Origin of the sequence: Streptomyces sp. BBFR51 (assembly GCF_044591655.1) — a bacterium.
Classification (GTDB): Bacteria; Actinomycetota; Actinomycetes; order Streptomycetales; family Streptomycetaceae; genus Streptomyces.
The window spans coordinates 4,477,986-4,502,441 of sequence record NZ_CP172448.1 but is presented as its reverse complement, the minus strand read 5'-3'; the positions used below and the strand labels follow the sequence as shown (position 1 = coordinate 4,502,441).

Annotated in this window: 20 protein-coding genes; 4 read left to right on the top strand and 16 right to left on the bottom strand. The window is 71.1% G+C overall.

Features of this window, described 5'->3' with window-relative positions:
• Nucleotides 1-57 precede the first annotated feature (57 nt).
• The 6 genes from ACGH7X_RS20535 to ACGH7X_RS20510 form a co-directional block, all read right to left on the bottom strand.
• Nucleotides 58-861, bottom strand: coding sequence for an SRPBCC family protein (locus tag ACGH7X_RS20535; RefSeq protein ID WP_399886857.1), 804 nt, complete (start codon nucleotides 859-861; stop codon nucleotides 58-60).
• Nucleotides 862-913: 52 nt separating this feature from the next.
• A complete protein-coding gene (locus tag ACGH7X_RS20530) occupies nucleotides 914-1,636 on the bottom strand; it encodes a response regulator (protein WP_399886856.1) in 723 nt (240 codons plus the stop codon).
• Nucleotides 1,633-2,793, bottom strand: a complete 1,161-nt coding sequence (locus ACGH7X_RS20525) for a sensor histidine kinase (protein ID WP_399886855.1) — start codon at nucleotides 2,791-2,793, stop codon at nucleotides 1,633-1,635. The genes ACGH7X_RS20530 and ACGH7X_RS20525 overlap by 4 nt, the downstream gene beginning before the upstream one ends.
• 263 nt (nucleotides 2,794-3,056) lie before the next feature.
• Nucleotides 3,057-4,709, bottom strand: a complete 1,653-nt coding sequence (locus ACGH7X_RS20520; RefSeq protein ID WP_399886854.1) for a polyamine aminopropyltransferase — start codon at nucleotides 4,707-4,709, stop codon at nucleotides 3,057-3,059.
• A 98-nt stretch (nucleotides 4,710-4,807) separates the two neighbouring features.
• On the bottom strand, nucleotides 4,808-5,344 hold the full coding sequence (locus tag ACGH7X_RS20515; RefSeq protein ID WP_399886853.1) for a DUF2617 family protein: 537 nt from the start codon (nucleotides 5,342-5,344) through the stop codon (nucleotides 4,808-4,810).
• Nucleotides 5,345-5,743: 399 nt separating this feature from the next.
• Nucleotides 5,744-6,046: a hypothetical protein gene (locus ACGH7X_RS20510; protein WP_399886852.1), complete on the bottom strand. Its 303-nt coding sequence runs from the start codon at nucleotides 6,044-6,046 to the stop codon at nucleotides 5,744-5,746.
• Nucleotides 6,047-6,230: 184 nt separating this feature from the next.
• Here ACGH7X_RS20510 and ACGH7X_RS20505 point away from each other — a divergent pair, with 184 nt between their 5' ends.
• Complete coding sequence (locus ACGH7X_RS20505; RefSeq protein WP_399886851.1) at nucleotides 6,231-7,460, top strand: pyridoxal phosphate-dependent aminotransferase; 1,230 nt, start codon at nucleotides 6,231-6,233, stop codon at nucleotides 7,458-7,460.
• Between the two features lie 118 nt (nucleotides 7,461-7,578).
• Here ACGH7X_RS20505 and ACGH7X_RS20500 read toward each other — a convergent pair whose 3' ends face one another.
• From ACGH7X_RS20500 to ACGH7X_RS20490, 3 genes are all read right to left on the bottom strand, one after another.
• A complete protein-coding gene (locus tag ACGH7X_RS20500; protein WP_217163570.1) occupies nucleotides 7,579-8,115 on the bottom strand; it encodes a YbjN domain-containing protein in 537 nt (178 codons plus the stop codon).
• A 230-nt stretch (nucleotides 8,116-8,345) separates the two neighbouring features.
• Nucleotides 8,346-10,943: an ATP-dependent chaperone ClpB gene (gene clpB / locus ACGH7X_RS20495; protein WP_399886850.1), complete on the bottom strand. Its 2,598-nt coding sequence runs from the start codon at nucleotides 10,941-10,943 to the stop codon at nucleotides 8,346-8,348.
• A 281-nt stretch (nucleotides 10,944-11,224) separates the two neighbouring features.
• Nucleotides 11,225-11,560 carry a hypothetical protein gene (locus tag ACGH7X_RS20490; RefSeq protein WP_399886849.1) on the bottom strand — a complete coding sequence of 112 codons (336 nt, stop codon included), beginning with the start codon at nucleotides 11,558-11,560 and terminating at the stop codon, nucleotides 11,225-11,227.
• Between the two features lie 324 nt (nucleotides 11,561-11,884).
• Between ACGH7X_RS20490 and ACGH7X_RS20485 the strand changes: the two genes are divergently transcribed.
• Nucleotides 11,885-12,913, top strand: coding sequence for a helix-turn-helix transcriptional regulator (locus tag ACGH7X_RS20485; protein ID WP_399886848.1), 1,029 nt, complete (start codon nucleotides 11,885-11,887; stop codon nucleotides 12,911-12,913).
• The gene (locus ACGH7X_RS20480) at nucleotides 12,910-13,908 is read left to right on the top strand and encodes a LuxR C-terminal-related transcriptional regulator (RefSeq protein WP_399886847.1); all 999 of its coding nucleotides are present in this window, start codon (nucleotides 12,910-12,912) and stop codon (nucleotides 13,906-13,908) included. Before ACGH7X_RS20485 ends, ACGH7X_RS20480 begins: the two co-directional genes overlap by 4 nt.
• Here the strand turns inward: ACGH7X_RS20480 and ACGH7X_RS20475 are convergent.
• The 7 genes from ACGH7X_RS20475 to ACGH7X_RS20445 all read right to left on the bottom strand — a co-directional run bounded on the left by ACGH7X_RS20475 (nucleotide 13,871) and on the right by ACGH7X_RS20445 (nucleotide 21,890).
• Nucleotides 13,871-14,908 carry a LuxR C-terminal-related transcriptional regulator gene (locus tag ACGH7X_RS20475; RefSeq protein ID WP_399886846.1) on the bottom strand — a complete coding sequence of 346 codons (1,038 nt, stop codon included), beginning with the start codon at nucleotides 14,906-14,908 and terminating at the stop codon, nucleotides 13,871-13,873. The two genes, ACGH7X_RS20480 and ACGH7X_RS20475, sit on opposite strands and share 38 nt — an antisense overlap.
• A 150-nt stretch (nucleotides 14,909-15,058) precedes the next feature.
• Complete coding sequence (locus ACGH7X_RS20470) at nucleotides 15,059-16,177, bottom strand: sugar ABC transporter substrate-binding protein (RefSeq protein WP_399886845.1); 1,119 nt, start codon at nucleotides 16,175-16,177, stop codon at nucleotides 15,059-15,061.
• Nucleotides 16,178-16,361: 184 nt separating this feature from the next.
• Nucleotides 16,362-16,817 (bottom strand): heat shock protein transcriptional repressor HspR, encoded by a 456-nt coding sequence (locus ACGH7X_RS20465; protein WP_393508522.1) that lies wholly within the window; start codon nucleotides 16,815-16,817, stop codon nucleotides 16,362-16,364.
• Between the two features lie 5 nt (nucleotides 16,818-16,822).
• A complete protein-coding gene (gene dnaJ / locus ACGH7X_RS20460) occupies nucleotides 16,823-18,022 on the bottom strand; it encodes a molecular chaperone DnaJ (RefSeq protein WP_399886844.1) in 1,200 nt (399 codons plus the stop codon).
• 36 nt (nucleotides 18,023-18,058) lie between these two features.
• Complete coding sequence (grpE, locus tag ACGH7X_RS20455) at nucleotides 18,059-18,739, bottom strand: nucleotide exchange factor GrpE (RefSeq protein WP_399886843.1); 681 nt, start codon at nucleotides 18,737-18,739, stop codon at nucleotides 18,059-18,061.
• Nucleotides 18,736-20,598, bottom strand: coding sequence for a molecular chaperone DnaK (gene dnaK / locus ACGH7X_RS20450; RefSeq protein ID WP_399886842.1), 1,863 nt, complete (start codon nucleotides 20,596-20,598; stop codon nucleotides 18,736-18,738). Before dnaK ends, grpE begins: the two co-directional genes overlap by 4 nt.
• A 95-nt stretch (nucleotides 20,599-20,693) precedes the next feature.
• Entirely contained in the window at nucleotides 20,694-21,890 is a 1,197-nt protein-coding gene (locus tag ACGH7X_RS20445) for an MraY family glycosyltransferase (RefSeq protein WP_399886841.1), read from the bottom strand.
• Between the two features lie 233 nt (nucleotides 21,891-22,123).
• Between ACGH7X_RS20445 and ACGH7X_RS20440 the strand changes: the two genes are divergently transcribed.
• Nucleotides 22,124-24,406, top strand: a complete 2,283-nt coding sequence (locus ACGH7X_RS20440) for a (Fe-S)-binding protein (protein WP_399886840.1) — start codon at nucleotides 22,124-22,126, stop codon at nucleotides 24,404-24,406.
• Nucleotides 24,407-24,456: the final 50 nt, after the last annotated feature.

Genomic DNA, 24,456 nt, shown 5'->3' with positions numbered 1-24,456 from the left:
GCCACGACCCTACTGGGGAGATCAAGGGCGCCCCGGCAGGCGGGGTCCGGGAGGGGTTCAGCGGCGCTTGCGCAGCGCGCGGCCCACGACGATCGCCCCCGCCACGACCACGGCCGCCGCGGGGGCGGCCCAGCGCAGGGGCGCGCCGACCGCGCTCGGCTGAGGCGCGGGCACGGGGGCGTACCGGCCGCGCGGCGGGGCGTGGTCCACCTCCTCCGCGCTGCGGCCGATCATCGTGCGGCGCGCGTGCGCGGCCTCGGCGGGGGGCTGGACGACGGGCTCGTCGTCGGCGCCCGGCGCCTCGGGTCGCCTGCCGCCGACCGTGCTCTCGTCCGCGCTCTCGTCCGTGTTCGTGAGCGAGGGCGGGGGGACTTCGGTGTCGAAGACGGAGGTGTGCCGGGGCTCCGGTTCCGGCTCGGGTTCCGGCTCCGGGGGTGCCTGCGCGGCCGTGCCCAGGTTCGCGGCGAAGCGGGTCAGCAGCCGGGTCGTGGCCGACGTCACCGACTCCCGCGGCAGCTCCGTGACCCGCCCGTCCGCGGTGGCCGTCCCCGTGAACGTGAGGGTGGAGCCGCCGTCGGCGTCGGCCGCGCGCAGGGTCAGCGCGAGCGCGACCGTGCCGGTGCCGCGCGACTCGGTGGCGTCGCCCTCGACGGCGTACGTGCCGTCCTCGCGGGCGGACAGGCGCACGGAGCCGCGGTAGGTGATGGAGTGACTGCCGACGCGCACCTTCAGCCGGCCCGCGACGGGCTCGGCACCGGCGTCCTGCTGGAGCCCCGGAACCGCCCGGGCGACCCGCACGGGGTCGGCCAGCACGTCCCTGAGCCGCTCGGCCGGAACCGGAACGAACACCTCATGCTCCATGTCAGCGCAGCCTACCCAGCGGGCGCCCGGAACACCCCCCGTCGGCACAAAGTCACCCGCCGCCCGCGCTCCCCGGCGTCACCAGTCCCGTCTCGTACGCCACGACCACCGCCTGGGCCCTGCTGGTCAGGCCCAGCTTGCTCATCGTGCGGTTGAGGTGGGTCTTCACCGTGGCCTCGCTGATGAACAGGCGGTCGGCGGCCTCGGCGTTGCTCAGGCCGCGGGCCACCAGTCTCAGGACCTCGCCCTCGCGGGTGGTCAGCGCCGTCAGCGCGGGCGGCCGGCCGGCGTCCGGCGGGGCCGCCCGCCCCGGGTCCGGCATCCGCGTGAACGCCTCCACCAGGCGCCGGGTGACCGCGGGGGCGAACAGCGCGTCGCCGCCGTGCACCGCGGTGACCGCGGCCAGCATCCGCTCCGGGCCCGCGTCCTTGAGCAGGAAGCCGGAGGCGCCGGCCCGCAGGGCGCCGTACACGTACTCGTCGAGGTCGAAGGTGGTCAGGACGAGGACGCGGGGCGCGGGGTCCACCGCCTCGGCGAGGATCCGCTCGGTGGCCTGGATGCCGGTCATGCCGGGCATGCGGATGTCCATCAGGACGACGTCCGGCCGGGTCCGCGCGGCCAGCACCACCGCCTCGGCGCCGTCGGCCGCCTCGCCGACGACCTCCATGCCGGGGGCGGCGCGCAGCAGTGCGGCGAGGCCGCTGCGGACAAGGAACTGGTCGTCGACGACGAGCAGGCGTATCGGCCGGTCCGTCGGGCGGTCTGCGTCGGTCATTCCGGGACGGCGTCTCCCCGGCGTGCGGTCTGTACCGGCGTCGGCAGGGTCAGGCGCACGCCGAATCCCCCCTCGCTGCGCGGGCCGACGACCATCGTCCCGCCGTAAAGCTTGGCCCGCTCGCGCATCCCGATCAAGCCGTGGCCGCCACGCCCGGCGATTGTGGCCGAATCCGCCCCCTCGGCCGCTCCGTCGTCGGTCACCGACACCGTCACCTCGCCCGCGTGGTAGGCGAGTTCGACGGCGGCCGCCGCGCCGGGCGCGTGCTTGAGCACGTTGGTGAGGGCCTCCTGCACCACGCGGTAGACGCACAGCTGGACGCCGGAGGGCAGGGGGCGCGGCGCGCCCGTGACGCGCAGCTCCACGCGCACGCCGCCGGCCCGCACCCGGGTGACCATCTCGTCGAGCTGGCCGAGGCCGGGAGCGGGGGCGCCGGCCGCGCCCTGGACACCGTCGGCCCGCAACAGGCCGAGCATGCGGCGGAGTTCGGCCAGCGCCTCGCCGCTGGCGCCCTCGACCGTGTCCAGGGCCTCGCGTGCGGTGCGGGCGTCGGAGTGGAAGACGAAGCGGGCCAGTCCGGTCTGGACGTTGATGACGGCGATGTGGTGGGCGACCACGTCGTGCAGTTCGCGGGCGATCCGCACCCGTTCCTCGGCGACCTCGCGCCGCGCCCGGTCGGCCTGTTCGGCGCGCAGCTGCCTGGTGAGTTCGGCGGTCCTGCGGGCGACGTAGCCGAACCGCCACAGCACCAGAGGGAAGCCCACGGCCTGCCCCACGACGGAGGCCATCGTCCCGGTGCCGCTGAGTACCCCGGCGTAGATCCAGACCCCGGCGAGCAGGGCGGCGCAGGCGGCGGCGGTGCGGGTGGGGCGCAGGGAGGCGACGGTGTAGACGGCGAGCATCGGGCCGAAGGAGCCGACCACGGGCCAGTAGTCGAGGGTGACGTAGAGCGCCCAGCAGGCGTGGACGGCGAGGCAGACGGTGACGGAGGCGCGGGTGCGCAGGACGAGGGGGAGGGTCAGCAGGGCGACGAGTGTCCAGGCGAGCGGGTCGAGCGCGGGCCACCCCTGGGCGACGGCCTCGGTTCCGAGCAGCACGGCCACGGTCGTCAGAGCCGCGGCGATCAGGCCGTCGGCCGCCAGGGGGTGCAGGCGCATTGCCGCAGCGTAGGTCCGCCGGCCGGGTGGCGGCGTCCTCCTTTCGCCGTACCGCCGAAGTTGCAGGAACCGGGCGTCTACCGCGCCGGGTTGGGTCCGGTCTCCACCGACCGCTGGATTCCGGCACGGGCGGTGCGGCCGTAGGTTCTCGGTGCGAGCGATCCGCAGGGGGATGCGGCGGCCCGTCCCGTACCCGGGGGAGGGTCGGGCCGGCCGCCGCACGGGGGACGCGCAGGATCGCTGTCGCGGCGCCCCGCCCGGGCTCAGTACCGGGGGTGCACCAGCGTCGAGGGGGGCAGCCCGTCGATCCGGGTGCGGGACGCCGCGCGCGCGTCCTGGGCCAGGGACCCGGGTGTGAGGGTGTGCGGGCGGGGGGCCGCCGGGTCGAGGCGCAGGGCGGGGGGCGTACGGGCGGCCAGCAGGAAGCCCCAGTCGCCGGGGGCGCGGCGGGCGGCGGCCGTGCGGTCGGGGCCCGGTGCGGAGCCGGCGTCGCGTGCGCCGACGCGGTAGGCGACGGGGGGCAGGCCGGCCGCGCGGAGCGTGGCGGCCACCGTCCAGAAGTCCCGGGGGCGGGCGGCGACCGGCCCCGCGTGGACCACCAGTCGCCCCTCGGGCGCGAGCACCCGGCGCAGCAGGCCGTAGAACTCCTGCGAGTACAGCTTGGTGCTGGCCGTGATGCCCGGGTCGGGCAGGTCCGAGATCACCACGTCGTACGTCGCGGAGGGCGTCGAGCGCAGCCGGTGGAAGGCGTCGCCCGTGGCGACGTGGACGCGCGCGTCGCCGTAGGCGTGCTCGTTGAGGGTGGACAGGCCGGGGTCGTGCCGGGCCAGCCCGGCCAGCGCGGGGTCGAGTTCGACGACGTCGACGCGGCGCACGCCGGGGTGGCGCAGCACCTCCCGCGCGGCGAGGCCGTCGCCGCCGCCGAGGATCAGCACGCGCGCGTGCGGGCCGCTCAGGGCGGGGAGCACCAGCGCCTCGTGGTACTGCCGTTCGTCGCTGCCGCTGACCCGCAGCCGTCCGTCCAGGAACAGGTCGAGGGGCCGCCCGTCGCGGTCGCCGGTGAGGACCACCTCCTGCACGTCGGTCTGGACGGCGACGCGGACGTCGTGCCCGTACACGGCGTGCCGGGCGGCGCGTTCGAAGTCGTCGGCGAGGACGGTCGCCGTGCCGAGCAGGGCGAGGACGACGGCGTTGGCGGTCAGCAGCAGCCAGCGGGCCCGCCGGGTCAGGTCGCGCCGGAACAGGCCGAGGACGAGGGCGGCGCCGACGACGGCGTTGACGGTGCCGGTGAGCAGCGCACCGGTGAGCTGGCCGAGGAAGGGCAGCAGCACGAAGGGGAAGGCGAGGCCGCCGACGAGCGCGCCGACGTAGTCCGCGGCGAACAGGTCGGCGACCGCACCGCCCGGGTCCTGCCGGCGGACGCGCTGGATCAGCTCCATGAGCAGCGGCACCTCGGCGCCGATCAGCACGCCGATGGCGAGGGAGAAGGCGACCAGCAGGATGCGCGGGCCGTCGGCCCACAGCCCGCCCCAGCCGCCGGTCCAGGCGAAGACGGCGTACAGGACCATCGCGCTGGAGCCGCCGACGAGGCCGAGGACGGCCTCGAGCGCGCCGAAGCCGGCCGCGGCGAGGCGACGCAGCCGTTTGGCGGCGAGCGAGCCGATGCCCATCGCGAAGACCATGACGGACAGGACCACGGACGCCTGCGTGACCGAGTCGCCGATCAGGTACGAGGCGAGCGCGACGAGTTCGAGTTCGTACACGAGCCCGCAGGCCGCGCAGACGAACACGCCCGCCAGCACCAGGAACCGCCCGACGGCCGGCCGGACGGGCAGCCGCGCGGGAGCCCCGGGGCCGCAGGAGCCGCCCCAGGACGGCGGAGAGCCGGGCGGTGCGGGGGCGTGCGGTTCGATCACGGAGTGACGTTACGTCACTCCCGCGCTGCGCTTCGTCACCCACACGTGTGAAACAGGCGTCCTGTTGGGCGCCGCAGGTTTATCCGGCGCCGACCTGCTCACCCCACCGACGCGCTGAGCTGGGGCGCCGGTACCCGGACGCCCACCCGGGTCCGGGTCGCGACCAACTGGCCGTCCTGCGGGTAGGCGTGCCAGGTCCGCCAGTGCACCTGCCCCTCGTGCCGCTGGGCCAGCAGCGCGGTGAAGGCGTGCGGGCTGCCGGGGAAGACGCCGGCCAGTCCGTGCGGGTGGTCGGAGACGAGGGCCAGCAGTTCCTGGGCACGGCCGGCGAAGGAGCCGGGTGTCAGCACCTCGACGCGGGCGGCGAACTCGTACTCCCAGTCGCCCACCCGCTTGGCGACGCCCAGCGGAAGGGGGGTGCTGCTGCCGGGGATGCACGCCACCGTCTCCGAACAGCTGCCCCGCTCCTCCTCGAGCAGGACTTGATGGGAGGCGCCCAGGAGTCTCAACTGCAGTTTCGCGTCCTTCAGTTCGACATCGAGGCAGGCGAGCGCGGGCAGCGGCTCGCGCCCCAGGGCCCAGGCCAGGTCGGCGGCGCGTGTGTCGGTGTAGGCGGTTTTCAGGGTCGTGAGCATGGATCGGCTCCGCAAGCACACAAGGAGAGGAAGGTGTGGGGCCTGCGCATCCCGGCCACGGCCGGGGATGCGGCCCGCTCAGCCCAGTCGGCCGGTCAGGAGGGGGGTCAACAGGTCGTCCGAGGAGCTGCGTTGGTGATGGAGAGGGAATCATGAACTATGGCGCCGCCACAGCGTTTTTACCCAACTTCGTGGCGTTTCCATCCCTCAGGGGGCTGCACAGCTCAACTGTTCAACCAGGGCGCACACCCCGCCCGCGCGGAGTGCGCCGGTGCGTGGGAGCGCCCACCGGGTGTACTGCCCCGGCGGGCGCTCGTGTGGGGACTCGGGGCCCGGTCCCAGGAGTGGGCCCCGTGACGGGGATGCGGTTCCCCCTGGCTGGAGCTCAGCTGCCCCGTGTCAGCCGCCGCCTCCACCACCGCATCCGCCGCCGCCCCCTCCCCCGCAGGACGACCCGCCTCCGCAGGACGAGCCGCCACCACAGGAGTGGCCCGAGTGGTGGCCGCCCGAGGACGAGCCCCCGCCGTCCCCCGTCCACCAGCTGCCGCTGCCACCGCCGCTGCCGCCGCCCCCGCCCGTGCTCGACCAGAGCGAGCCGCGCCCGCGCCGCGTCGTCCCGACGGTGCGGGAGGCACGCCGGCCCACCACGAACACCCTGATCACCAGGGCTGCGATCACGAACAGGATGATGCCTGTGACCATGGCTCCACCCTCCTTCCGTATCCGGGCGCAGGCCCGGAATGTCCCCCGAAGCAATCCCCCGTCGGATGCCTCGCTGCGTATGGATCACGTCGTGAAGCTCGTTGCGTGAACGGGAGATGCCCCTTGCCGCCACGGACCAAAGCAGAGTTGAGGAAGTCCAGAGCTTCGGCGCAGGATGGCCGCCATGACCTCCATGAGCTCCAGCGCCCGCCCCCTCCTGAACCGCCGGCTCGCGGAGTTCGGGACGACGATCTTCGCCGAGATGTCCGCCCTGGCGGTGACGACCGGGGCGATCAACCTGGGCCAGGGCTTCCCGGACACCGACGGCCCCGAGGAGGTCCGGGAGGCCGCCGTACGGGCGCTGCGCGACGGGCGCGGCAACCAGTACCCGCCGGGCCCCGGCGTCCCCGAGCTGCGCGCCGCCGTCGCCGACCACCAGCGGCGCCGCTACGGCCTGTCCTACGACCCCGACACCGAGGTCCTGGTCACCGCGGGCGCCACGGAGGCCATCGCCGCCTCCCTGCTGGCCCTGCTGGAGCCCGGCGACGAGGTCGTCGCGCTGGAGCCGTACTACGACTCGTACGCGGCCTGCATCGCGATGGCGGGCGGCACGCGCGTACCGGTGACCCTGCGCCCGCACCCGGCGGAGGGGGAGGGCAGTGAGGCCGGGGAGGCCGGGGAGGCCTGCTTCCGGCTGGACCTCGACGAGCTGCGCGACGCGGTCACCGACCGTACCCGCCTGCTGCTGCTGAACACCCCGCACAACCCGACGGGCACGGTCCTGACCCGCGAGGAACTGGCCGCGATCGCCGAGCTGGCCGTGGAGCGGGACCTGCTGGTGGTGACCGACGAGGTCTACGAGCACCTGGTCTTCGGCACGGCCGAGCACATCCCCCTGGCGTCCTTCCCGGGGATGCGCGAGCGCACGGTGACCATCGGGTCGGCCGGCAAGACGTTCTCGTTCACCGGCTGGAAGGTCGGCTGGGTCACCGCCGCGCCCGCCCTGGTCACGGCGGTCCGCTCGGCCAAGCAGTACCTGACGTACGTGGCCTCCGGCCCCTTCCAGTACGCGGTCGCCGACGCCCTCGCGCTGCCCGACTCGTACTTCGCCGCCTACCGGGAGGACATGGAGGGCAAGCGGGACCTGCTGGCGGCGGGGCTGGCGGAGGCGGGCTTCGGCGTGTACCGGCCCGCGGGGACGTACTTCGTCACCACCGACATCCGTCCGCTCGGCGAGAGCGACGGCTTCGCCTTCTGCCGCTCCCTGCCGCAGCGCGCCGGGGTCGTCGCCGTCCCCAACGCGGTCTTCTACGACCACCGGGAGGCGGGCGCGCCCTTCGTCCGGTTCGCCTTCTGCAAGCGGACCTCGGTCCTGGAGGAGGCGGTGGGGCGCCTGAAGACGCTGGCGGGCTGAGCGCCTCGCCGGAGCGCCTCGCCGGACGCCTCGCCCGGACGCCTCACCGGAACGGCGAGAGCCCGGCACCCCGTGACGCCGGGGGCCGGGCTCCGCTGGATCGTGCCGCGGGGGCGGACTACTCGCCGTCCTCGTCCGTCGGCTTCTCCGACTCGTTGACCTCCTGCTCCAGACCGAGCTGCTCCACGAGCCACCGGTCGAACTCGATGGCGGCCCGCACCCAGCTGACCGTCGAGGAGACGAAGTGCTCCAGGCTGACGCCCATGCCGATCAGCATCTGCGCCTCGCCGATCAGGCGGACCGTGCCGTCGTCGTGGGTGTGGGAGTACACCTTGGGCCACAGCGTGCGCCGGTTCCAGTCGTCGATCGACTCCAGCAGCTGGGGCTTCTCGTCGATCTGGTGGGGCCGGTCGTAGAACGTCCGCACCGAGAAGACCTGCTGGTCACCCTCGCCGCGGAACATGAAGTACGTACGGAACTGCTCCCACGGCGCCGCGAGGTCGCCCTCGTCGTCGACGACGTACTTCAGCTCCATCTGTTCGAGGAGCTGCTTCACAAGATCCTGATCCGGGACGACGGGGCCCGCCGGTCCTTGGGGCTGCGGCTCGGGCTGCTTGCCCCCGAAGTTCGGAATCGAGGACGGGTCGATGCTCACCGTGAATTTCCCTTCGTACGGATTCTGGCCATCCTCCCCCATGCAGGGAGGGGCGTGGCAAGCCCGCCGGGGCCCTGTCAGCCCTGGGCTGACTTGATCCGGCCGGTCGGGTACCCGCTCGGGGAGACGTGCACCAGCGATTGGACGGTTTGTCCCGGGTGACACGCCGCATAACCGGCGTGTCACCCGGGACAAAATCGTCCAATCACCCCCGGTGCCGAGGGGGCCGACTACAGCGTCTTGCCGGTCGCCGGGCCGACGATCAGGTTTTCGCCGAAGCGGTCCACGCGGACCGTGTCGCCGTCCTTGATCTCGCCGGACAGGATCTCCCGGGCGAGCCGGTCGCCGATCGCGGTCTGGACGAGGCGGCGCAGCGGGCGGGCGCCGTACGCCGGGTCGTTGCCCTCCTCCGCGAGCCAGGCCAGGGCCTCGTCGGTGACCTCCAGGGTGAGGCGGCGTTCGGCGAGGCGCCGGGCCAGACCGTTGATCTGGAGCCGCGCGATCCGGCTCAGCTCCTCCTTGCTGAGCGCCGAGAAGACCACCAGGTCGTCGAGCCGGTTGAGGAACTCCGGCTTGAAGGAGGTCCGGACCACCTCCAGGACCTGCTGCTTCTTCTCCGCCTCGCCGGTCGTCGGGTCGACCAGGTACTGGCTGCCCAGGTTGGAGGTGAGGACCAGGATGGTGTTGCGGAAGTCGACGGTGCGGCCCTGCCCGTCGGTGAGCCGGCCGTCGTCCAGCACCTGGAGCAGGATGTCGAAGACCTCCGGGTGCGCCTTCTCGACCTCGTCGAGCAGCACGACGGTGTACGGACGCCGCCGCACCGCCTCGGTGAGCTGCCCGCCCTCCTCGTACCCGACGTACCCGGGCGGGGCACCGACGAGCCGCGCGACGCTGTGCTTCTCGCTGTACTCCGACATGTCGATGCGGACCATGGCCCGCTCGTCGTCGAAGAGGAAGTCGGCGAGCGCCTTGGCCAGCTCGGTCTTGCCGACGCCGGTGGGGCCCAGGAAGAGGAACGACCCGGTCGGCCGGTCGGGGTCGGCGATCCCGGCCCTGCTGCGCCGTACGGCGTCGGACACGGCCCGTACGGCCTGGCCCTGCCCGATGAGCCGCTTGCCCAGCTCGTCCTCCATGCGCAGCAGCTTCTGCGTCTCGCCCTCCAGCAGGCGGCCGGCGGGGATGCCGGTCCAGGAGGCGACGACGTCCGCGATGTCGTCGGCGCCGACCTCCTCCTTGACCATGGTGTCCCTGGCGACCTCCTCCTCGGCCTCGGAGGCGGCCTCCAGGTCCCGCTCCAGGGTGGGGATCTCGCCGTACAGCAGTTTGCTGGCGGTGTCGAAGTCGCCGTCGCGCTGGGCGCGCTCGGCCTGCCCGCGCAGTTCGTCGAGCTTTTCCTTCAGCTCACCGACCCGGTTGAGGGACTGCTTCTCCTTCTCCCAGCGGGCGTTGAGGCCGCGCAGCTCCTCCTCCTTGTCGGCGAGGTCGCGCCGCAGCCGCTCCAGGCGTTCGAGCGAGGCCGCGTCGGTCTCCTTGCCGATCGCCAGCTCCTCCATCTTCAGCCGGTCGACGGCGCGCTGGAGTTCGTCGATCTCGACGGGGGACGAGTCGATCTCCATGCGCAGCCGGGAGGCCGCCTCGTCGACGAGGTCGATGGCCTTGTCGGGCAGGAAGCGGGAGGTGATGTACCGGTCGGAGAGGGTGGCGGCGGCCACCAGGGCGCTGTCGGCGATCTGCACCTTGTGGTGGGCCTCGTAGCGGCCCTTGAGCCCGCGCAGGATCGCGATCGAGTCCTCGACGGTCGGCTCGGCGACCAGCACCTGCTGGAAGCGCCGCTCCAGGGCGGGGTCCTTCTCGATCCGCTCCCGGTACTCGTCGAGGGTCGTCGCACCCACCATGCGCAGCTCGCCGCGCGCCAGCATGGGCTTGAGCATGTTCCCGGCGTCCATGGCGGAGTCCCCGCCGGCGCCGGCGCCGACGACGGTGTGCAGCTCGTCGATGAAGGTGACGATCTGCCCGTCGGAGTCCTTGATCTCGGCGAGGACGGTCTTCAGCCGCTCCTCGAACTCACCGCGGTACTTGGCCCCGGCGACCATCGCGCCCAGGTCGAGCGCCACCAGCCGCTTGTCCTTCAGCGACTCGGGCACGTCCCCCTTGATGATCCGCTGGGCGAGCCCCTCGACGACGGCGGTCTTGCCGACGCCGGGCTCGCCGATGAGCACGGGGTTGTTCTTGGTCCGCCGGCTGAGCACCTGGACCACGCGCCGGATCTCCTGGTCCCGCCCGATGACGGGGTCGAGCTTCCCGTCCCGCGCGGCGGCGGTGAGGTCGGTGCCGAACTTCTCCAGGGCCTTGTACTGGCCCTCGGGGTCGGCGGTGGTCACGCGTCGCCCTCCCCTCGCCTTGCGGAAGGCCTCCTGCAGCTTCTTCGCACTGGCTCCCTGCCCCTCCAGTACCTCACCGGTCGCGCCGCCCTTCGCGGCGATGCCGAGGAGCAGGTGCTCGGTGGAGAGGTACTCGTCCCCGAGTTCCTTGGCGCGGGCCTGGGCGTCGGCGACCACGGCGAGCATCTCACGGCTGGGTTGCGGGGGCGCGACGGTGGACCCCGTCACGCTCGGCAGCCCGGCGACGATGCGCTCGGCGCCGGTGCGCACGGCGGCGAGGTCGGCCTCGACGGCGGCGAGCAGGTCGACGATGTTCTCGTTGTCCTGCCCCTGGAGCAGCGCCAGGAGCAGGTGGGCGGGGGTGAGGTCGGCGTTTCCCTCGGTCACGGCCCGGTTGCTGGCCGCGTTGATCGCGTCCCGGCTCCGGTTGGTCAGCTCGGCGTCCACGTTCTGGCTCTCCTCCTCGCGTCAGTGCTGACTCATTTAGTGTACACAAAGTTGAGTCGATTCCACTCAAGGTGGATGGCACACGTCTCCCCTCAGAGACGCCAGGGTGATCGCACAAGGAGGCGGGGCACGTCCCACGAGTACCTTTTCGGCCAGCCGTGGAACCGGCCACTGTCGCGAGATGTCCGCACATGCGACAGCGGCGTCACCGTGTTCAGGTCACGGTGACGCCGCTGCCGGGGGGAAGCACCTGAGCGATTTGTTACGACGGGGGAATCGCGTCAGGCGCTGCGGGGGGTGGCCGAGATGGTCCTCACTTCGGGGATCTCCGGCTGTACGAGCCGGTGGTCCCTCTGATCCAGGTTCACAAAAATCATTCCGTACCGGATGGCGCACCGCACCGGCTGCGGCGCCCCCCGAGGTCGCCGCAGACACCGGTACGCCCGCACGTCACCGTCCTCGTCCAGCGTGACGACGACCGGCTCGCCGAAGACGGTCACCATCAGCGAGTCACCGGCGTGCGGTATCGCGGTGACCAGGTCGATGAAGTGCCAGCCGGAGCGGTAGGCGGTGGCCATTTCACGACGGAAGGAGCGGTCATCAGGTGGTGTCGTCATGTCAAGACCACACACTGTCGTCCGTGAGAGCTTCCCCGTCCGCGTCGGCAGGCGTAGCAGTCTCTGCCGTGAGTGACCAGACGCTGTCCGCTCGCGCGTCACCCTTCGCCACGGAAAGGCCACTCAGAGTACCGATGGCCACAACGGCGGAGAAGGCGGCGACAAGCACCGAGCGAAGCATTCTCTTAGACATAGCCAGCTTCGTCCTCACTTGAAGGTCCCCTCTTCCCCCGTCGGATAAGACGATGGCTCATATAGGCACGTCATGGCCACACAATCGGTGCATCATGTTCCTGCACGTTCAGGACCCTGGGGGGTGGAGATTTGCCAGCAAATCAGACCAAAGCGATACATCCCCATGCAGTTACTGAACTGTGTGAGGAGGGGGCACGCCTCTACGCGAACGCACTGCGCATCGGACGTATTGCTCGCGGCGAGGCGGATCCCGTCCCCTGCCTGATGGAGTTCGCGCTCCTGCACCCGGACCCCGACGACGCCAACTGGCTCCTACCCGTGTCTCCGGCAGTCGCCCTCGCCCGGCGGCTGAATCCCATCGAGCACGAGATATCCGAGCGCAGGCGCACCTCGATCGAGCTCGCTGCGGCCTTCGAACCCTTTATGGCCCTCAGCGCGCAGGGGGCGGCGCCAACCCACTCGATCACCGTGCTGGAAGGTCTGGACCGCATCAACGCGGCCCTCGACCTGGCCACGGACCAGTGCGTGATCGAGATGCTCACGGTCCAGCCGAGCGCCCGGCATCCTGAACGCAGACTCATCGAGGGGCTGGAACGCGACAGAACGCTCATAGAGCGTGGCGTGCGGATCCGAACCCTCTACCAGCACACGGCACGGTACAGCCCCGAGCGCATGGCCTATGTGGACCAGTTCCCGAACGGGAAGGCCGAGTACCGCACCATCGACGAGCTCGTCGAACGGCTGATCATCTGCGACGAGACCGTGGCCTTCATACCCATCCGCGACGACCGACAGGTCGCCCTGGAGATTCGTCACCCGGGCCTGGTCCGCTATCTGATCAAGGTGTTCGAATTCATCTGGGGTCGAGCTGTGCCACTCACCGCCGGCGCCCCCTACGAGACCGCACCCGACGGCATCACCGACATCCAGCACTCCATAGCCAAGCTCCTGGTCGAAGGCCACGTGGACGAGGCGATCGCCCGGCGCCTGGGCATGAATGTCCGGACGTGTCGTGCGCACATCGCCAAACTGGCGTCCGCACTGGGCAGCGGCAGTCGCGCACAACTGGGCTACCTCATCGCCCAGTCCGGGATCCTGGAACAGGAACAGGAACAGGAACAGGAACACCAGGGAGTCACCGACGGGGGCGGCCCGTGACAGGGGAGCCTCACGAGCCGCACCTCGAACACGGACCGGAGGACCTCTGTGCCACCGGCACGGCGCTTTACACACAGGCCCTGCGCGAGGGCCGGGTGTCCGCCCTGGAAGCCGCCGCGACGCCCTGTCTGACTGCCTACGGACTGCTCCAGCCGTCCATAGGCGACCTCGACTGGCTGGAGCCCGTGGCCCCGGCCGTCGCCCTGCACCAGATGCTGGACGCCTCGGCCCAGCGCGTCGCGGAGGAGAGACGGCGGGAAGCCCGACTGTCCGCGACGTTTGGACCGTTGATGCGGGTGGACGGTCGGCGCACGGCCGGTGCCGACGCCGCGGCCGTACGCGTCCTCAGCGGCATCCCGCAGATCAACGAAGCCATCAGCGACGCGATGGCGGACGCCGCCAACGAACTGCTGTGCATCCAGCCCAACGTCCACTACGGCGACCAGCGCGGACGACAGTCCCAGGACCTGTCCTTGCGACGCGATCAGGACATGCTCGACCGCGGTGGGCGGATCCGCACCCTCTACCAGCACACGCAGCGTCACCTGCCGCTGGTCCGCGCCCGCTACGAGCAGCTGCGCGGGGACGCCGAGGCGCGCTCCCTGGACGAGGTGACCGACCGCCTCATCGTCGTCGACCGCCGGGTCTCCTTCATCCCGGCCAGCGCCGACCGCACGCTCGCCCTCGAAGTCCGGCACCCCGCCCTCATCAGCTATTTCGTGACCACCTTCGAGCGTCTCTGGCGGCTCGCCACACCGATGCATCCGCAGGCGGCCCAACGACCGTCCCTGAACGGCGTCACCCCGCGCCAACGCACCATCGCCTCCCTCCTCGTCGAGGGCCACACCGACTCCGACATCGCCGACCGCCTCGGCATGAACGTCCGCACCGCACGCGTCCACATCGCCAAACTCGCCGCCACCCTCGGCAGCGAGAGCCGGGCTCAGCTCGGCTACCTCATCGGGCAGTCGGGGATTCTCGGTCAGGAAGGATGACCGGGGACGGAGCACGGCGCGGGGAGCCGTCCAGGCCGGCCTGGGCTATGCGGACGCCCAACTGCGTGCGGCTCGCCGCGCCCAGGGTCTCCGAGAGCCGGGCGATGTGCGCGCGGGCCGTGCGGACGCTGATGCCGAGGCGTTCCGCGATCACCGCGTCCTGGTGGCCCTCCGCGAGGAGCGCCGCGATGGACTGCTCGCGGTGGGAGATGCCCTCGATGCCGGTGTCGGGGAGGGGGGCGGTCAGGGGGATGGCGAGGCGCCAGAGGCGTTCGAAGACCGTGACCAGGTAGGCGACCAGCGCGGGGTGGCGCAGTTCCAGGGCCATCGTGCGGTCGGTGTTGGCGGGGATGAAGGCGACCGTGCGGTCGAAGAGGATGAGGCGGTCGATGACCTCGTCGAGGGTGCGGGCCTCCACCGCGTCGCCCATCAGCTCCAGGTAGTTGAGCAGGCCCTGCCCGTGCCGGGCGACGTGCGTGTACAGGTCCCGCATCCGCACCCCGCGCCCGCGCAGCGCCAGCGCCCGGTGCAGCCCCTCCGACAGCTCGTGCTCGCGCCGGATGCCGCCGGGCTGGACGGTGAGCACCTCCGTGGTGCAGGCCTGGGTCGCCTCGTCCATGGCGGCCTGGATGCGGGACAGCCCGTCCAGGACCCGGATCGCCGTGCCCTCCGTGCCGGCCGGGGTCTGGATCAGCCGGCCGAGGCCCGCGTACCACTCGAAGGCCTCCACGGCCGAGCCCACCCGCCGCTGACTGGCGCTGACCTCGTCGTGGACGCCGCGCAGCAGCCGCGTCATGACCTCCTGCGGGGAGGTCGGCACCAGCCAGTCCATGTCGTCGGGGTCGGGGTGCAGCAGGGCCAGTTCAAGGAGGCAGGGGACCGGCTCGGCGTCGCGGCGCGGCACCCGGCCGCGCCGTACGGCCCGGGAGTACACGCGGTCCCCGGCCCCGCACAGCCGGTCGGCCCCGTGTGGATGCTCCTGAGCCCCGTGCCCGGCCATCGCCCATCCCACCCCCGGTTCCGGCTCTTCCGCAGCGCAACTATGCGCGGCCGGGACCGGCTCCGCAACAAGGCTCCGTCCGGAAGGAGGGACGGAATGAGTCGGTTGCGACCGGAATGCCCGGGTGGTGGAACCGGGACCGCACCGGGACTACTTCAGCCCCAGCTCCGCGCAGTCCGCCGCGTACTTGGCGGTGCAGATGTCGGTGACCTTGTAGAAGCCGTCCGTGACGACGGTCTCCTCGATGTTGCTCTTGGTGAGGGCGACGACGGGGACCAACTGCGCGGGGACGCCCTTGTGAGTGGGGCTGTCGACCTTGTCGCGGGCGAGCGCGTCGAACTGGATGTCCCGGCCCTGGACCCGCGCCACGGCCATCTCCGCGGCGTTCTCGGCCTCCTGCGGGTAGGACTTGTACACGCTCATGTACTGCTCGCCGGTGACGATGCGCTGGACCGCCGAGAGTTCCGCGTCCTGACCGGTGATCGGCGGCAGGTCGGTGACGTCGGCGTCCTCGAGGGCCTTGATGATGCCGCCCGCCATACCGTCGTTGGCGGAGTAGACGCCCGCGATGTCGTCCTTGCCGATCTTCTCGATCGCCTCGGTCATGTTCGCCTCGGCGTTCTCCGGCTTCCAGTCCTTGGTGTCGAAGGACTGCGCGATCGTCACCTTGCCGTTCAGCTCCGACAGCGCGCCCGCCTTGAACTGCTTGGCGTTCGGGTCGGTGGACGAGCCGTTCATCATGACGATCTTGTCGGTGCCGGACGACTTGTCACCCAGTGCCTCGATGAGGGAGCGGCCCTGGACCTCGCCGACCAGCTCGTTGTCGAAGGAGATGTAGGCGTCGATCGGGCCCTCGGCCAGCCGGTCGTACGCGATGACGGGGACGCCGGCGTCCTTGGCCTTCTGTACCCCGTCCGCGATGGCGTGCGCGTCGACCGCGTCCAGGACGATCACGTCGACCTTGTCGTCGATCATCTGCTGCATCTGCTCGGCCTGCTTGGTGGCGCTGGCCTCGGCGTTGGCGTACTTGACGTTGCCCTCGTCGCGCGTGAGGTCGCCGACCTTCGCCTTGAAGAAGGGGTAGTCGAACTGCTCGTAGCGCGTGTTCTCCTTCTCCGGGAGCAGCAGGCCGACAGTGATGTCGTTGCCCTTGGTCGGACTGGCTTCGTCGCTGCTCTCCGACGCGCCCAGCACACCACAGGAGGCCAGCGAGAAGGTCATCAGGGACGCGGCCACGGATATGGCGATACGACGGGCACGGCTGCTCACTGCGCTTACCTTCCGACACACGGGTGTTGTGGGTGACCCAGGTGAACGAAGCCAACGCTGTCTTCACCAAATCGTCAAGAAGTACTAGACCAATGAGACAGCAACGTTGCGAACAAGCCCCGGAGGCCGAGTCGGTCTCCGGGGCTGTCCATGCCGCTTTCCCTTGTGCCGCTTGCGCCGCCTGTCAGTCCGAGGACTGGCCGTGGCGCTTGGGCCGCCACACCACCAGGGCGCTGGTCTGCTGTACCTCTTGGTAAGGGACCAGGTCACGGCGGTACGACGCGTGCACCGCCGCCTCGCGCTGGCGCATCGCCGTCGCCGCGCCGTCCAGGGCGTCGGCCAGCTCGGCCGCCCGGGCCTGGAGGGCCGCGACCTGGTTCTCCAGTTCGATGATGCGCTTGATTCCGGCCAGGTTGATGCCCTCGTCCTGCGACAACTGCTGGACCTGCCGGAGCAGTTCGATGTCGCGGGCCGAGTAGCGCCGGCCGCGGCCGGCCGTGCGGTCCGGGGAGACCAGGCCGAGGCGGTCGTACTGACGCAGGGTCTGCGGGTGCAGGCCGGAGAGCTGGGCCGCCACCGAGATGACGTAGACCGGGGTGTCCTCGGTCAGTTCATACGGGTTGCGTCGACGACCGTCCATCCCCATCAAGCTCCCTTCGCGGCCTGGAACAACTCCGCCCGCGGATCCTCGTCCGCGGTCGCCTCGCGATACGCCTCCAGTGCGTCACGAGCCTTCCCCGTCAGGTCCTTCGGAACACTCACCTCCACGGTGACCAGAAGGTCGCCGCGGGAGCCGTCCTTGCGGACCGCGCCCTTGCCCCTGGCCCGCATGGTGCGGCCGTTGGGCGTGCCCGCCGGCAGCTTCAGCGTGACGGGCGGACCGCCCAGGGTGGGGACCCGGACCTCGCCGCCGAGGGCCGCCTCGGTGTAGGTGACCGGGACGGTGACGGTGAGGTTGTCGCCCCTGCGCCCGAAGACGGGGTGGTCCTTGACGTGCACGACCACGTACAGGTCGCCCGCCGGACCGCCCCGCTCGCCGGGCGTGCCCTTGCCGCGCAGCCGGATGCGCTGCCCGTCCGAGACACCGGCGGGAATACGGACCTGCATCGTCCGCGAGGACTTGGCGCGTCCGGAGCCCTTGCAGACCTCGCAGGGGTCCTCGGCGATCAGACCGCGGCCCTTGCAGTCCGGGCACGGGTCGGTCAGCGAGAAGCCGCCGCCCGAGCCCCGGGCGACCTGGCCGGTGCCGACGCAGGTCGGGCACACGCGCGGCGTGCCGTTCTTGTCGCCGGTGCCGGAACAGGCCTTGCAGGGCGCCTGCGAGGACATCCGCAGCGGGACGGTGGCGCCCTCGATGGCCTCCGTGAAGCTCAGGGTGACCTCGGACTCGATGTCCTGGCCGCGCCGCGGCTGCGTGCGCGTGCCGGTGCCGGGGCCGCCGCCGGTGCGGTTGAACAGGCCCCCGAAGACGTCTCCGAGTCCGCCGCCGAAGCCGCCGGGGCCGCCCTGGCCTCCGCCGCCCTGGGCGCCGCCTCCGAAGAGGTCGCCCAGGTCGAAGTTGAAGCTGCCGCCGCCGCCCGCGCCCGGCCCCGGACGGAACCCGCCGTTGCCGAACAGGGCGCGCGCCTCGTCGTACTCCTTGCGCTTCTTGGGGTCACCGAGGATGTCGTTGGCCTCGGAGATCTCCTTGAAGCGCTCCTCCGCCTTGACGTTCCCCTTGTTGGCGTCCGGGTGGTACTCGCGGGCGAGCTTCCGGTACGCCTTCTTGATCTCGGCCTCGGTGGCGTCCTTGGGGACGCCGAGGACCTTGTAGTAGTCCTTCTCGATGAAGTCCTTGGTGCTCATCCCCGACGTCCCTCCTTCCCGACTTCCGTGTTGACGTCAGCCCTCCTCCGGGCCACCGCTCTCCTTGCTCCCGGCGTTCCCGGCGTCGTCGGCGGAGTCGGCCTGGGCCTCGGTGCTCTCCTCGGCCGGCTTGACCGGCTGCGCACCCGGCTGCGGCTCGGCGACCGCCACCCGCGCGGGGCGGATGGTGCGCTCGCCGATCCGGTACCCGGGCTGCAGGATCGCCACGCAGGTCGTCTCGGTGACGTCCGGTGCGTAGGAGTGCATCAGGGCCTCGTGGATCGTCGGGTCGAAGGGCTCGCCCTCCTTGCCGAACTGCTGGAGGCCCATCTTGGCCATGACCGTCTCCAGCGACTCCGCGACGGACTTGAAGCCGCCGACGAGTTCGCCGTGTTCCCGGGCGCGGCCGATGTCGTCGACCACGGGAAGCAGCTCGGACAGGAGGTTCGCGATGGCGACCTCCTTGACCGCGACGCGGTCCCGCTCGACCCGGCGGCGGTAGTTCTGGTACTCGGCCTGGAGTCGCTGGAGGTCCGCCGTGCGCTCGCCGAGCGCCATGCGCACCTGATCCAGCTGGGCCACCAGGCCCGCGTTCTCGTTCGCGTCCCCGGCCGGGGCCGCCCCCTCTTCGGAGGCGGCCTTCGGCTCGGCGTCGTCAGGGGTGGCGCCGGAGGGGACGTCGGGCTTCTCGTCAAAACCCGGGGTCTCCTCCGTCACGCGGCACCGTCCTTGCGCTCGTCGTCCACGATCTCGGCGTCGACGACGTCGTCGTCGGCACCCTTGCCGTCGGCACCGGCACCCGCGTCGGCGCCCGGGGCCTCGCCGCCGGCGGCCTGACCGGCCGCCGCGTCGGCGTACATGGCCTGGCCCAGCTTCTGCGAGACGGCGGCGACCTTCTCCGTGGCGGTGCGGATCTCGGCGGTGTCCTCGCCCTTGAGCTTCTCCTTCAGCTCGGCGACGGACTCCTCGACCTCGGTCTTGATCTCGCCGGGGACCTTGTCCTCGTTGTCCTTGAGGAACTTCTCCGTCTGGTAGACGAGCTGCTCGCCCTGGTTGCGGGACTCGGCGGCCTCGCGGCGGGCGTGGTCCTCCTCCGCGTACTTCTCGGCCTCCTGGCGCATCCGGTCGACCTCGTCCTTCGGCAGCGAGGAGCCGCCGGTGACGGTCATCTTCTGCTCCTTGCCCGTGCCCAGGTCCTTCGCGGTCACGTGCATGATGCCGTTGGCGTCGATGTCGAAGGCGACCTCGATCTGCGGGACGCCGCGGGGCGCCGGCGGCAGACCGGTCAGCTCGAACATCCCGAGCTTCTTGTTGTACGCCGCGATCTCGCGCTCGCCCTGGTAGACCTGGATCTGCACGGAGGGCTGGTTGTCCTCGGCGGTGGTGAAGATCTCCGAACGCTTCGTCGGGATCGTCGTGTTCCGCTCGATCAGCTTGGTCATGATGCCGCCCTTGGTCTCGATGCCGAGGGACAGCGGGGTGACGTCGAGGAGCAGGACGTCCTTGACCTCGCCCTTGAGGACACCGGCCTGCAGGGCGGCGCCGATGGCGACGACCTCGTCCGGGTTGACGCCCTTGTTGGCGTCCTTGCCGCCGGTCAGCTCCTTGACGAGCTCGGCGACGGCGGGCATACGGGTGGAGCCGCCGACGAGAACGACGTGGTCGATCTCGGACAGCTGGATGCCGGCGTCCTTGATGACGTTGTGGAACGGCGTCTTGCAGCGCTCCAGCAGGTCGGACGTCAGCTGCTGGAACTGGGCGCGGGTGAGCTTCTCGTCCAGGTGCAGCGGGCCCTCGGCGGACGCCGTGATGTAGGGCAGGTTGATCGAGGTCTCGGTGGACGAGGACAGCTCGATCTTGGCCTTCTCGGCGGCCTCGCGCAGGCGCTGGAGCGCCATCTTGTCCTTGCCGAGGTCCACGCCGTGGCCGGACTGGAACTGCTTGACCAGGTAGTCGACGACGCGCTGGTCCCAGTCGTCACCACCGAGGTTGTTGTCACCGTTGGTGGCCTTCACCTCGACGACGCCGTCGCCGATCTCGAGCAGCGAGACGTCGAACGTACCGCCACCGAGGTCGAAGACCAGGATGACCTGCTCGTCCTTGTCCAGGCCGTACGCCAGCGCGGCGGCGGTCGGCTCGTTGACGATGCGCAGGACGTTGAGGCCCGCGATCTCACCGGCCTCCTTGGTGGCCTGGCGCTCGGCGTCGTTGAAGTACGCCGGAACGGTGATGACCGCGTCGGTCACCTTCTCGCCCAGGTAGGACTCGGCGTCCCGCTTCAGCTTCTGCAGCACGAAGGCGCTGATCTGCTGCGGGTTGAAGTCCTTGCCGTCCAGGTTGACCTTCCAGTCGGTGCCCATGTGGCGCTTGACCGAGCGGATGGTCCTGTCGACGTTCGTGACCGCCTGGCGCTTGGCCACCTCGCCGACGAGCACCTCGCCGTTCTTGGCGAAGGCGACGACGGACGGCGTGGTCCTGGCGCCCTCGGCGTTGGTGATGACGGTGGGCTCGCCGCCCTCCAGAACGCTGACGACGGAGTTAGTCGTGCCCAGGTCGATGCCGACCGCACGTGCCATGGTGAATAACCTCCAGCTGACTTGAGTGGAACAGGCTCAAGTGTGCATGACGCCCGGCGATGGGTCAACAGAGGTGAGTCGAGCAGACTCAACTCTTATCCGTTCCTTACACGCAACGGAGCCCTGACCTGCTCGTTCTCGGAACCCCTGGCCTGACGAACCGGAAAAATCGCCCCTCGAAAGGACGCCGTGTCCGGGGTTCCGGTTGCCCCGCGAGGCGCCTGGGACTCCTCACGGGGCCGGTGGACCGGGGCTCGCACCCCCGGGGCTCGCACCACCGGGCCTCGCACCACCGGGGCCCGCGCCACCGCTGCCCGCCGGGGCCCGTAGACCCGTACCCGCAACAACCCGAGGACCCCGGCGAGCGCCCCGCCCGCCACCCACCACACCGCAGGACCGCCCACCCGGCCGGTGTGCGCGAGCACACCCACGAGCACCGCGCAGAACGCGGCCCCGCCGAGCACGACCACCGCGCCCTGCGCGGTGAGCCCGAGCCGCCGCAGCCGGTGCGCGAGATGGTCGGGTCCGCCGCGCAGCGGGGACCGTCCGGCCAGCCGGCGCGAGAGGAGCACGAGGACGGCGTCGGCGACCGCCACGGCGGTCAGCGCGAACAGCACTCCCACGCCGCCGCCGGGCTCGTACCCCGCCCGGGTGAACACGGCGACCCCGGCGAGCAGGAAGCCCGTGAAGAGCGACCCGCACGCGCCGAGCGCGATCCGCGCGGGATGCCGGTTGTGCAGCAGGAACCCGGCGAGCGCGGCGGCCAGCGCGAGCAGCAGCACCGCGGGCCCGTCCATCAGCTCCACCGCGGCGCAGGCGCCGACCCCGAAGGCGGTCACGACACCCACCGTGCCGGCCACCCCGTCGGCGTGGTCGAGCCCCCGGAAGGCGGCGGTGAACAGCGCGATCCAGCCCACGGCGAGCGCCCCGGCCACCGGTCCGGTCTCGCCGTACGGCACCACGCACGCCGCCGCGACGGCCGTACCGGCGAGGAGCCACCGGCGCCGCAGCCGCCAGACGTCGGCGGCCAGACCGAGGGCGCCGACGGCGGCCGCGGCCACGAGCAGCCGACCGGTCGACGCACCGAGCGGCACGACGCCGGACCGGTCCCCGGCCCACGCGACCAGTCCCGTGACGAGGGCGACGGCCACACCGCCGACCAGCGGGACGGGCCGCTGCCGGCGCCGGTCGACGAGGCCCAGACGCAGGGCGGGCCCCCTCAGCAGCGCGGCGAGGAGGACGGTGAGGAGGAAGGAGGCGGTGGCGGCGGCGATCCCGTAGAGCACGGACACAAGCTATGCCGAATATCACGTTTTGCGACGAATCGCGCGTCCGGACCGGCGTGGCGTCAGGTGGCCAACGCGGCGCATGGGGCCAGGCGCGGTCAGGGTTGCCTCAGCGACGCAGATCACCGCACGTCCGGCTACAGTGCGGCGGAGGATGGGGGTACTCTCAGACGAACTGAATAAGTTACCGCTTAGTAATACCGCCCCCCTCGAAACCTCGCAGGCCCGAGGAGCCCCAAATGCAACTCGCCGCGATCATCGTGTCGCTGGTCCTGATCGTGGTCGGCGTCGCACTGTTCGGCCGCGCCGTCCTGCAGATCTTCAACTACATGCGGCTGGGCCAGCCCGTACCGGCCGGAACACGGACCAACGACCCCGTGGACCGCACCGTCACCGTGGTCAGGGAGTTCCTCGGCCACACCCGGATGAACCGCTGGGGCATCGTCGGGGTGGCGCACTGGTTCGTGGCGGTGGGCTTCTTCTCCCTGCTGCTGACGATCGTCAACGCGATCGGCCAGCTCTTCCAGGCCGACTGGATCCTGCCGGTCATCGGCGACTGGGCCCCGTACAACGTCTTCGTCGAGTTCATCGGCACCATGACGGTGATCGGCATCCTCGTCCTGATCGCGATCCGCCAGGTGAGCAAGCCGAACAAGCCGGGCCGCAAGTCCCGCTTCGCCGGCTCCAACTTCGGCCAGGCGTACTTCGTCGAGGCCGTCATCCTCATCGTCGGCGTCTGCATCTTCATGCTGCACGCGCTGGAGGGCGCCCTCCACCACGTGGACGGCTACGAGGCGTCGTTCTTCATCTCGTACCCGGTCGTCTCCGCGCTGCGGGACGTGGACCTCTCCACGCTCCAGAACCTCGTCTACCTCTTCGCCGGCCTGAAGATCGCCACGTCCTTCATCTGGATGATCACGGTCGCCCTGAAGACCGACATGGGCGTCGCCTGGCACCGCTTCCTCGCCTTCCCGAACATCTGGTTCAAGCGCGACGCGAAGGGCGGCACCGCGCTGGGCGCCCTGCTGCCGATGACGTCCGGCGGCGAGCCGATCGACTTCACCGACCCGGGCGACGACGACGTCTTCGGCGTCTCCCAGGTCGAGCAGTTCTCCTGGAAGGGCCTGCTGGACTTCTCCACCTGCACCGAGTGCGGCCGCTGCCAGTCGCAGTGCCCCGCCTGGAACACCGGCAAGCCGCTCTCCCCCAAGCTCCTGATCATGTCCCTGCGCGACCACGCGCACGCCAAGGCCCCCTACCTGCTGGCCGGCGGCGGCAAGACCATGGAGGGCGAGGAGAAGGCGTCCGCCGAGCAGCTGGCGGACGTGCCCGCGGCCGCCCTCGCCGAGGCCGAGCGCCCCCTGATCGGCACCCTCGAAGAGAACGGCGTCATCGACCCCGACGTCCTGTGGTCCTGCACCACCTGCGGCGCCTGCGTCGAGCAGTGCCCCGTCGACATCGAGCACGTCGACCACATCGTCGACATGCGCCGCTACCAGGTGATGATCGAGTCGGCGTTCCCGTCCGAGGCGGGCACGATGCTCAAGAACCTGGAGAAGAAGGGCAACCCCTGGGGCCTGGCGAAGAAGCAGCGCCTGGAGTGGCTCAAGGAGCTGGACTTCGAGGTCCCGGTCGTCGGCAAGGACATCGAGGACCTCACCGAGGTCGAGTACCTCTACTGGGTCGGCTGCGCCGGCGCCCTGGAGGACCGCGCCAAGAAGACCACCAAGGCCTTCGCCGAGCTGCTCCACATCGCGGGCGTCAAGTTCGCGATCATGGGCGGCGACGAGAAGTGCACGGGCGACTCGGCGCGCAGGCTCGGCAACGAGCCGCTGTTCCAGGAGCTCGGCATGGAGAACGTCATGTCCCTCAACGCCGCCTTCGGCGAGGAGATGGACGACGACGGCAAGGTGGTGCCCGAGTCGGCGAAGCCCAAGTCGGCCAAGAAGATCGTCGCCACCTGCCCGCACTGCCTCAACACCCTCGGCAACGAGTACCCGCAGCTCGGCGGCGACTACGAGGTCATCCACCACACCCAGCTGCTCCAGCACCTGGTCGACGAGGGCAAGCTGCTCCCGGTCACCCCGGTCGAGGGCATCATCACCTACCACGACCCGTGCTACCTGGGCCGCCACAACAAGATCTACACGCCTCCGCGCGAGATCATCGCCGCCGTCCCGGGCGTGAGGAACGAGGAGATGCACCGCCACAAGGAGCGCGGCTTCTGCTGCGGCGCCGGCGGCGCGCGGATGTGGATGGAGGAGCGGATCGGCAAGCGCATCAACAACGAGCGCGTCGACGAGGCGCTGTCGGTCAACCCCGACATCGTGTCCACGGCCTGCCCGTTCTGTCTGGTGATGCTCACCGACTCGGTCAACGGCAAGAAGAACGACGGCAAGGCCAAGGAGTCGATCCAGGTCGTCGACGTCGCCCAGCTCCTGCTGGACTCCGTCAGGACCCCGGCCGACCCCGCCGGTGAGCCCGAGACGGAGAGCGAGCCGACGCCGGAGCCGGTGAAGTAGCCCCTCTCCGGCCACTCCCCGACCGACACCCCCGGGTTCCGTGCGAACCC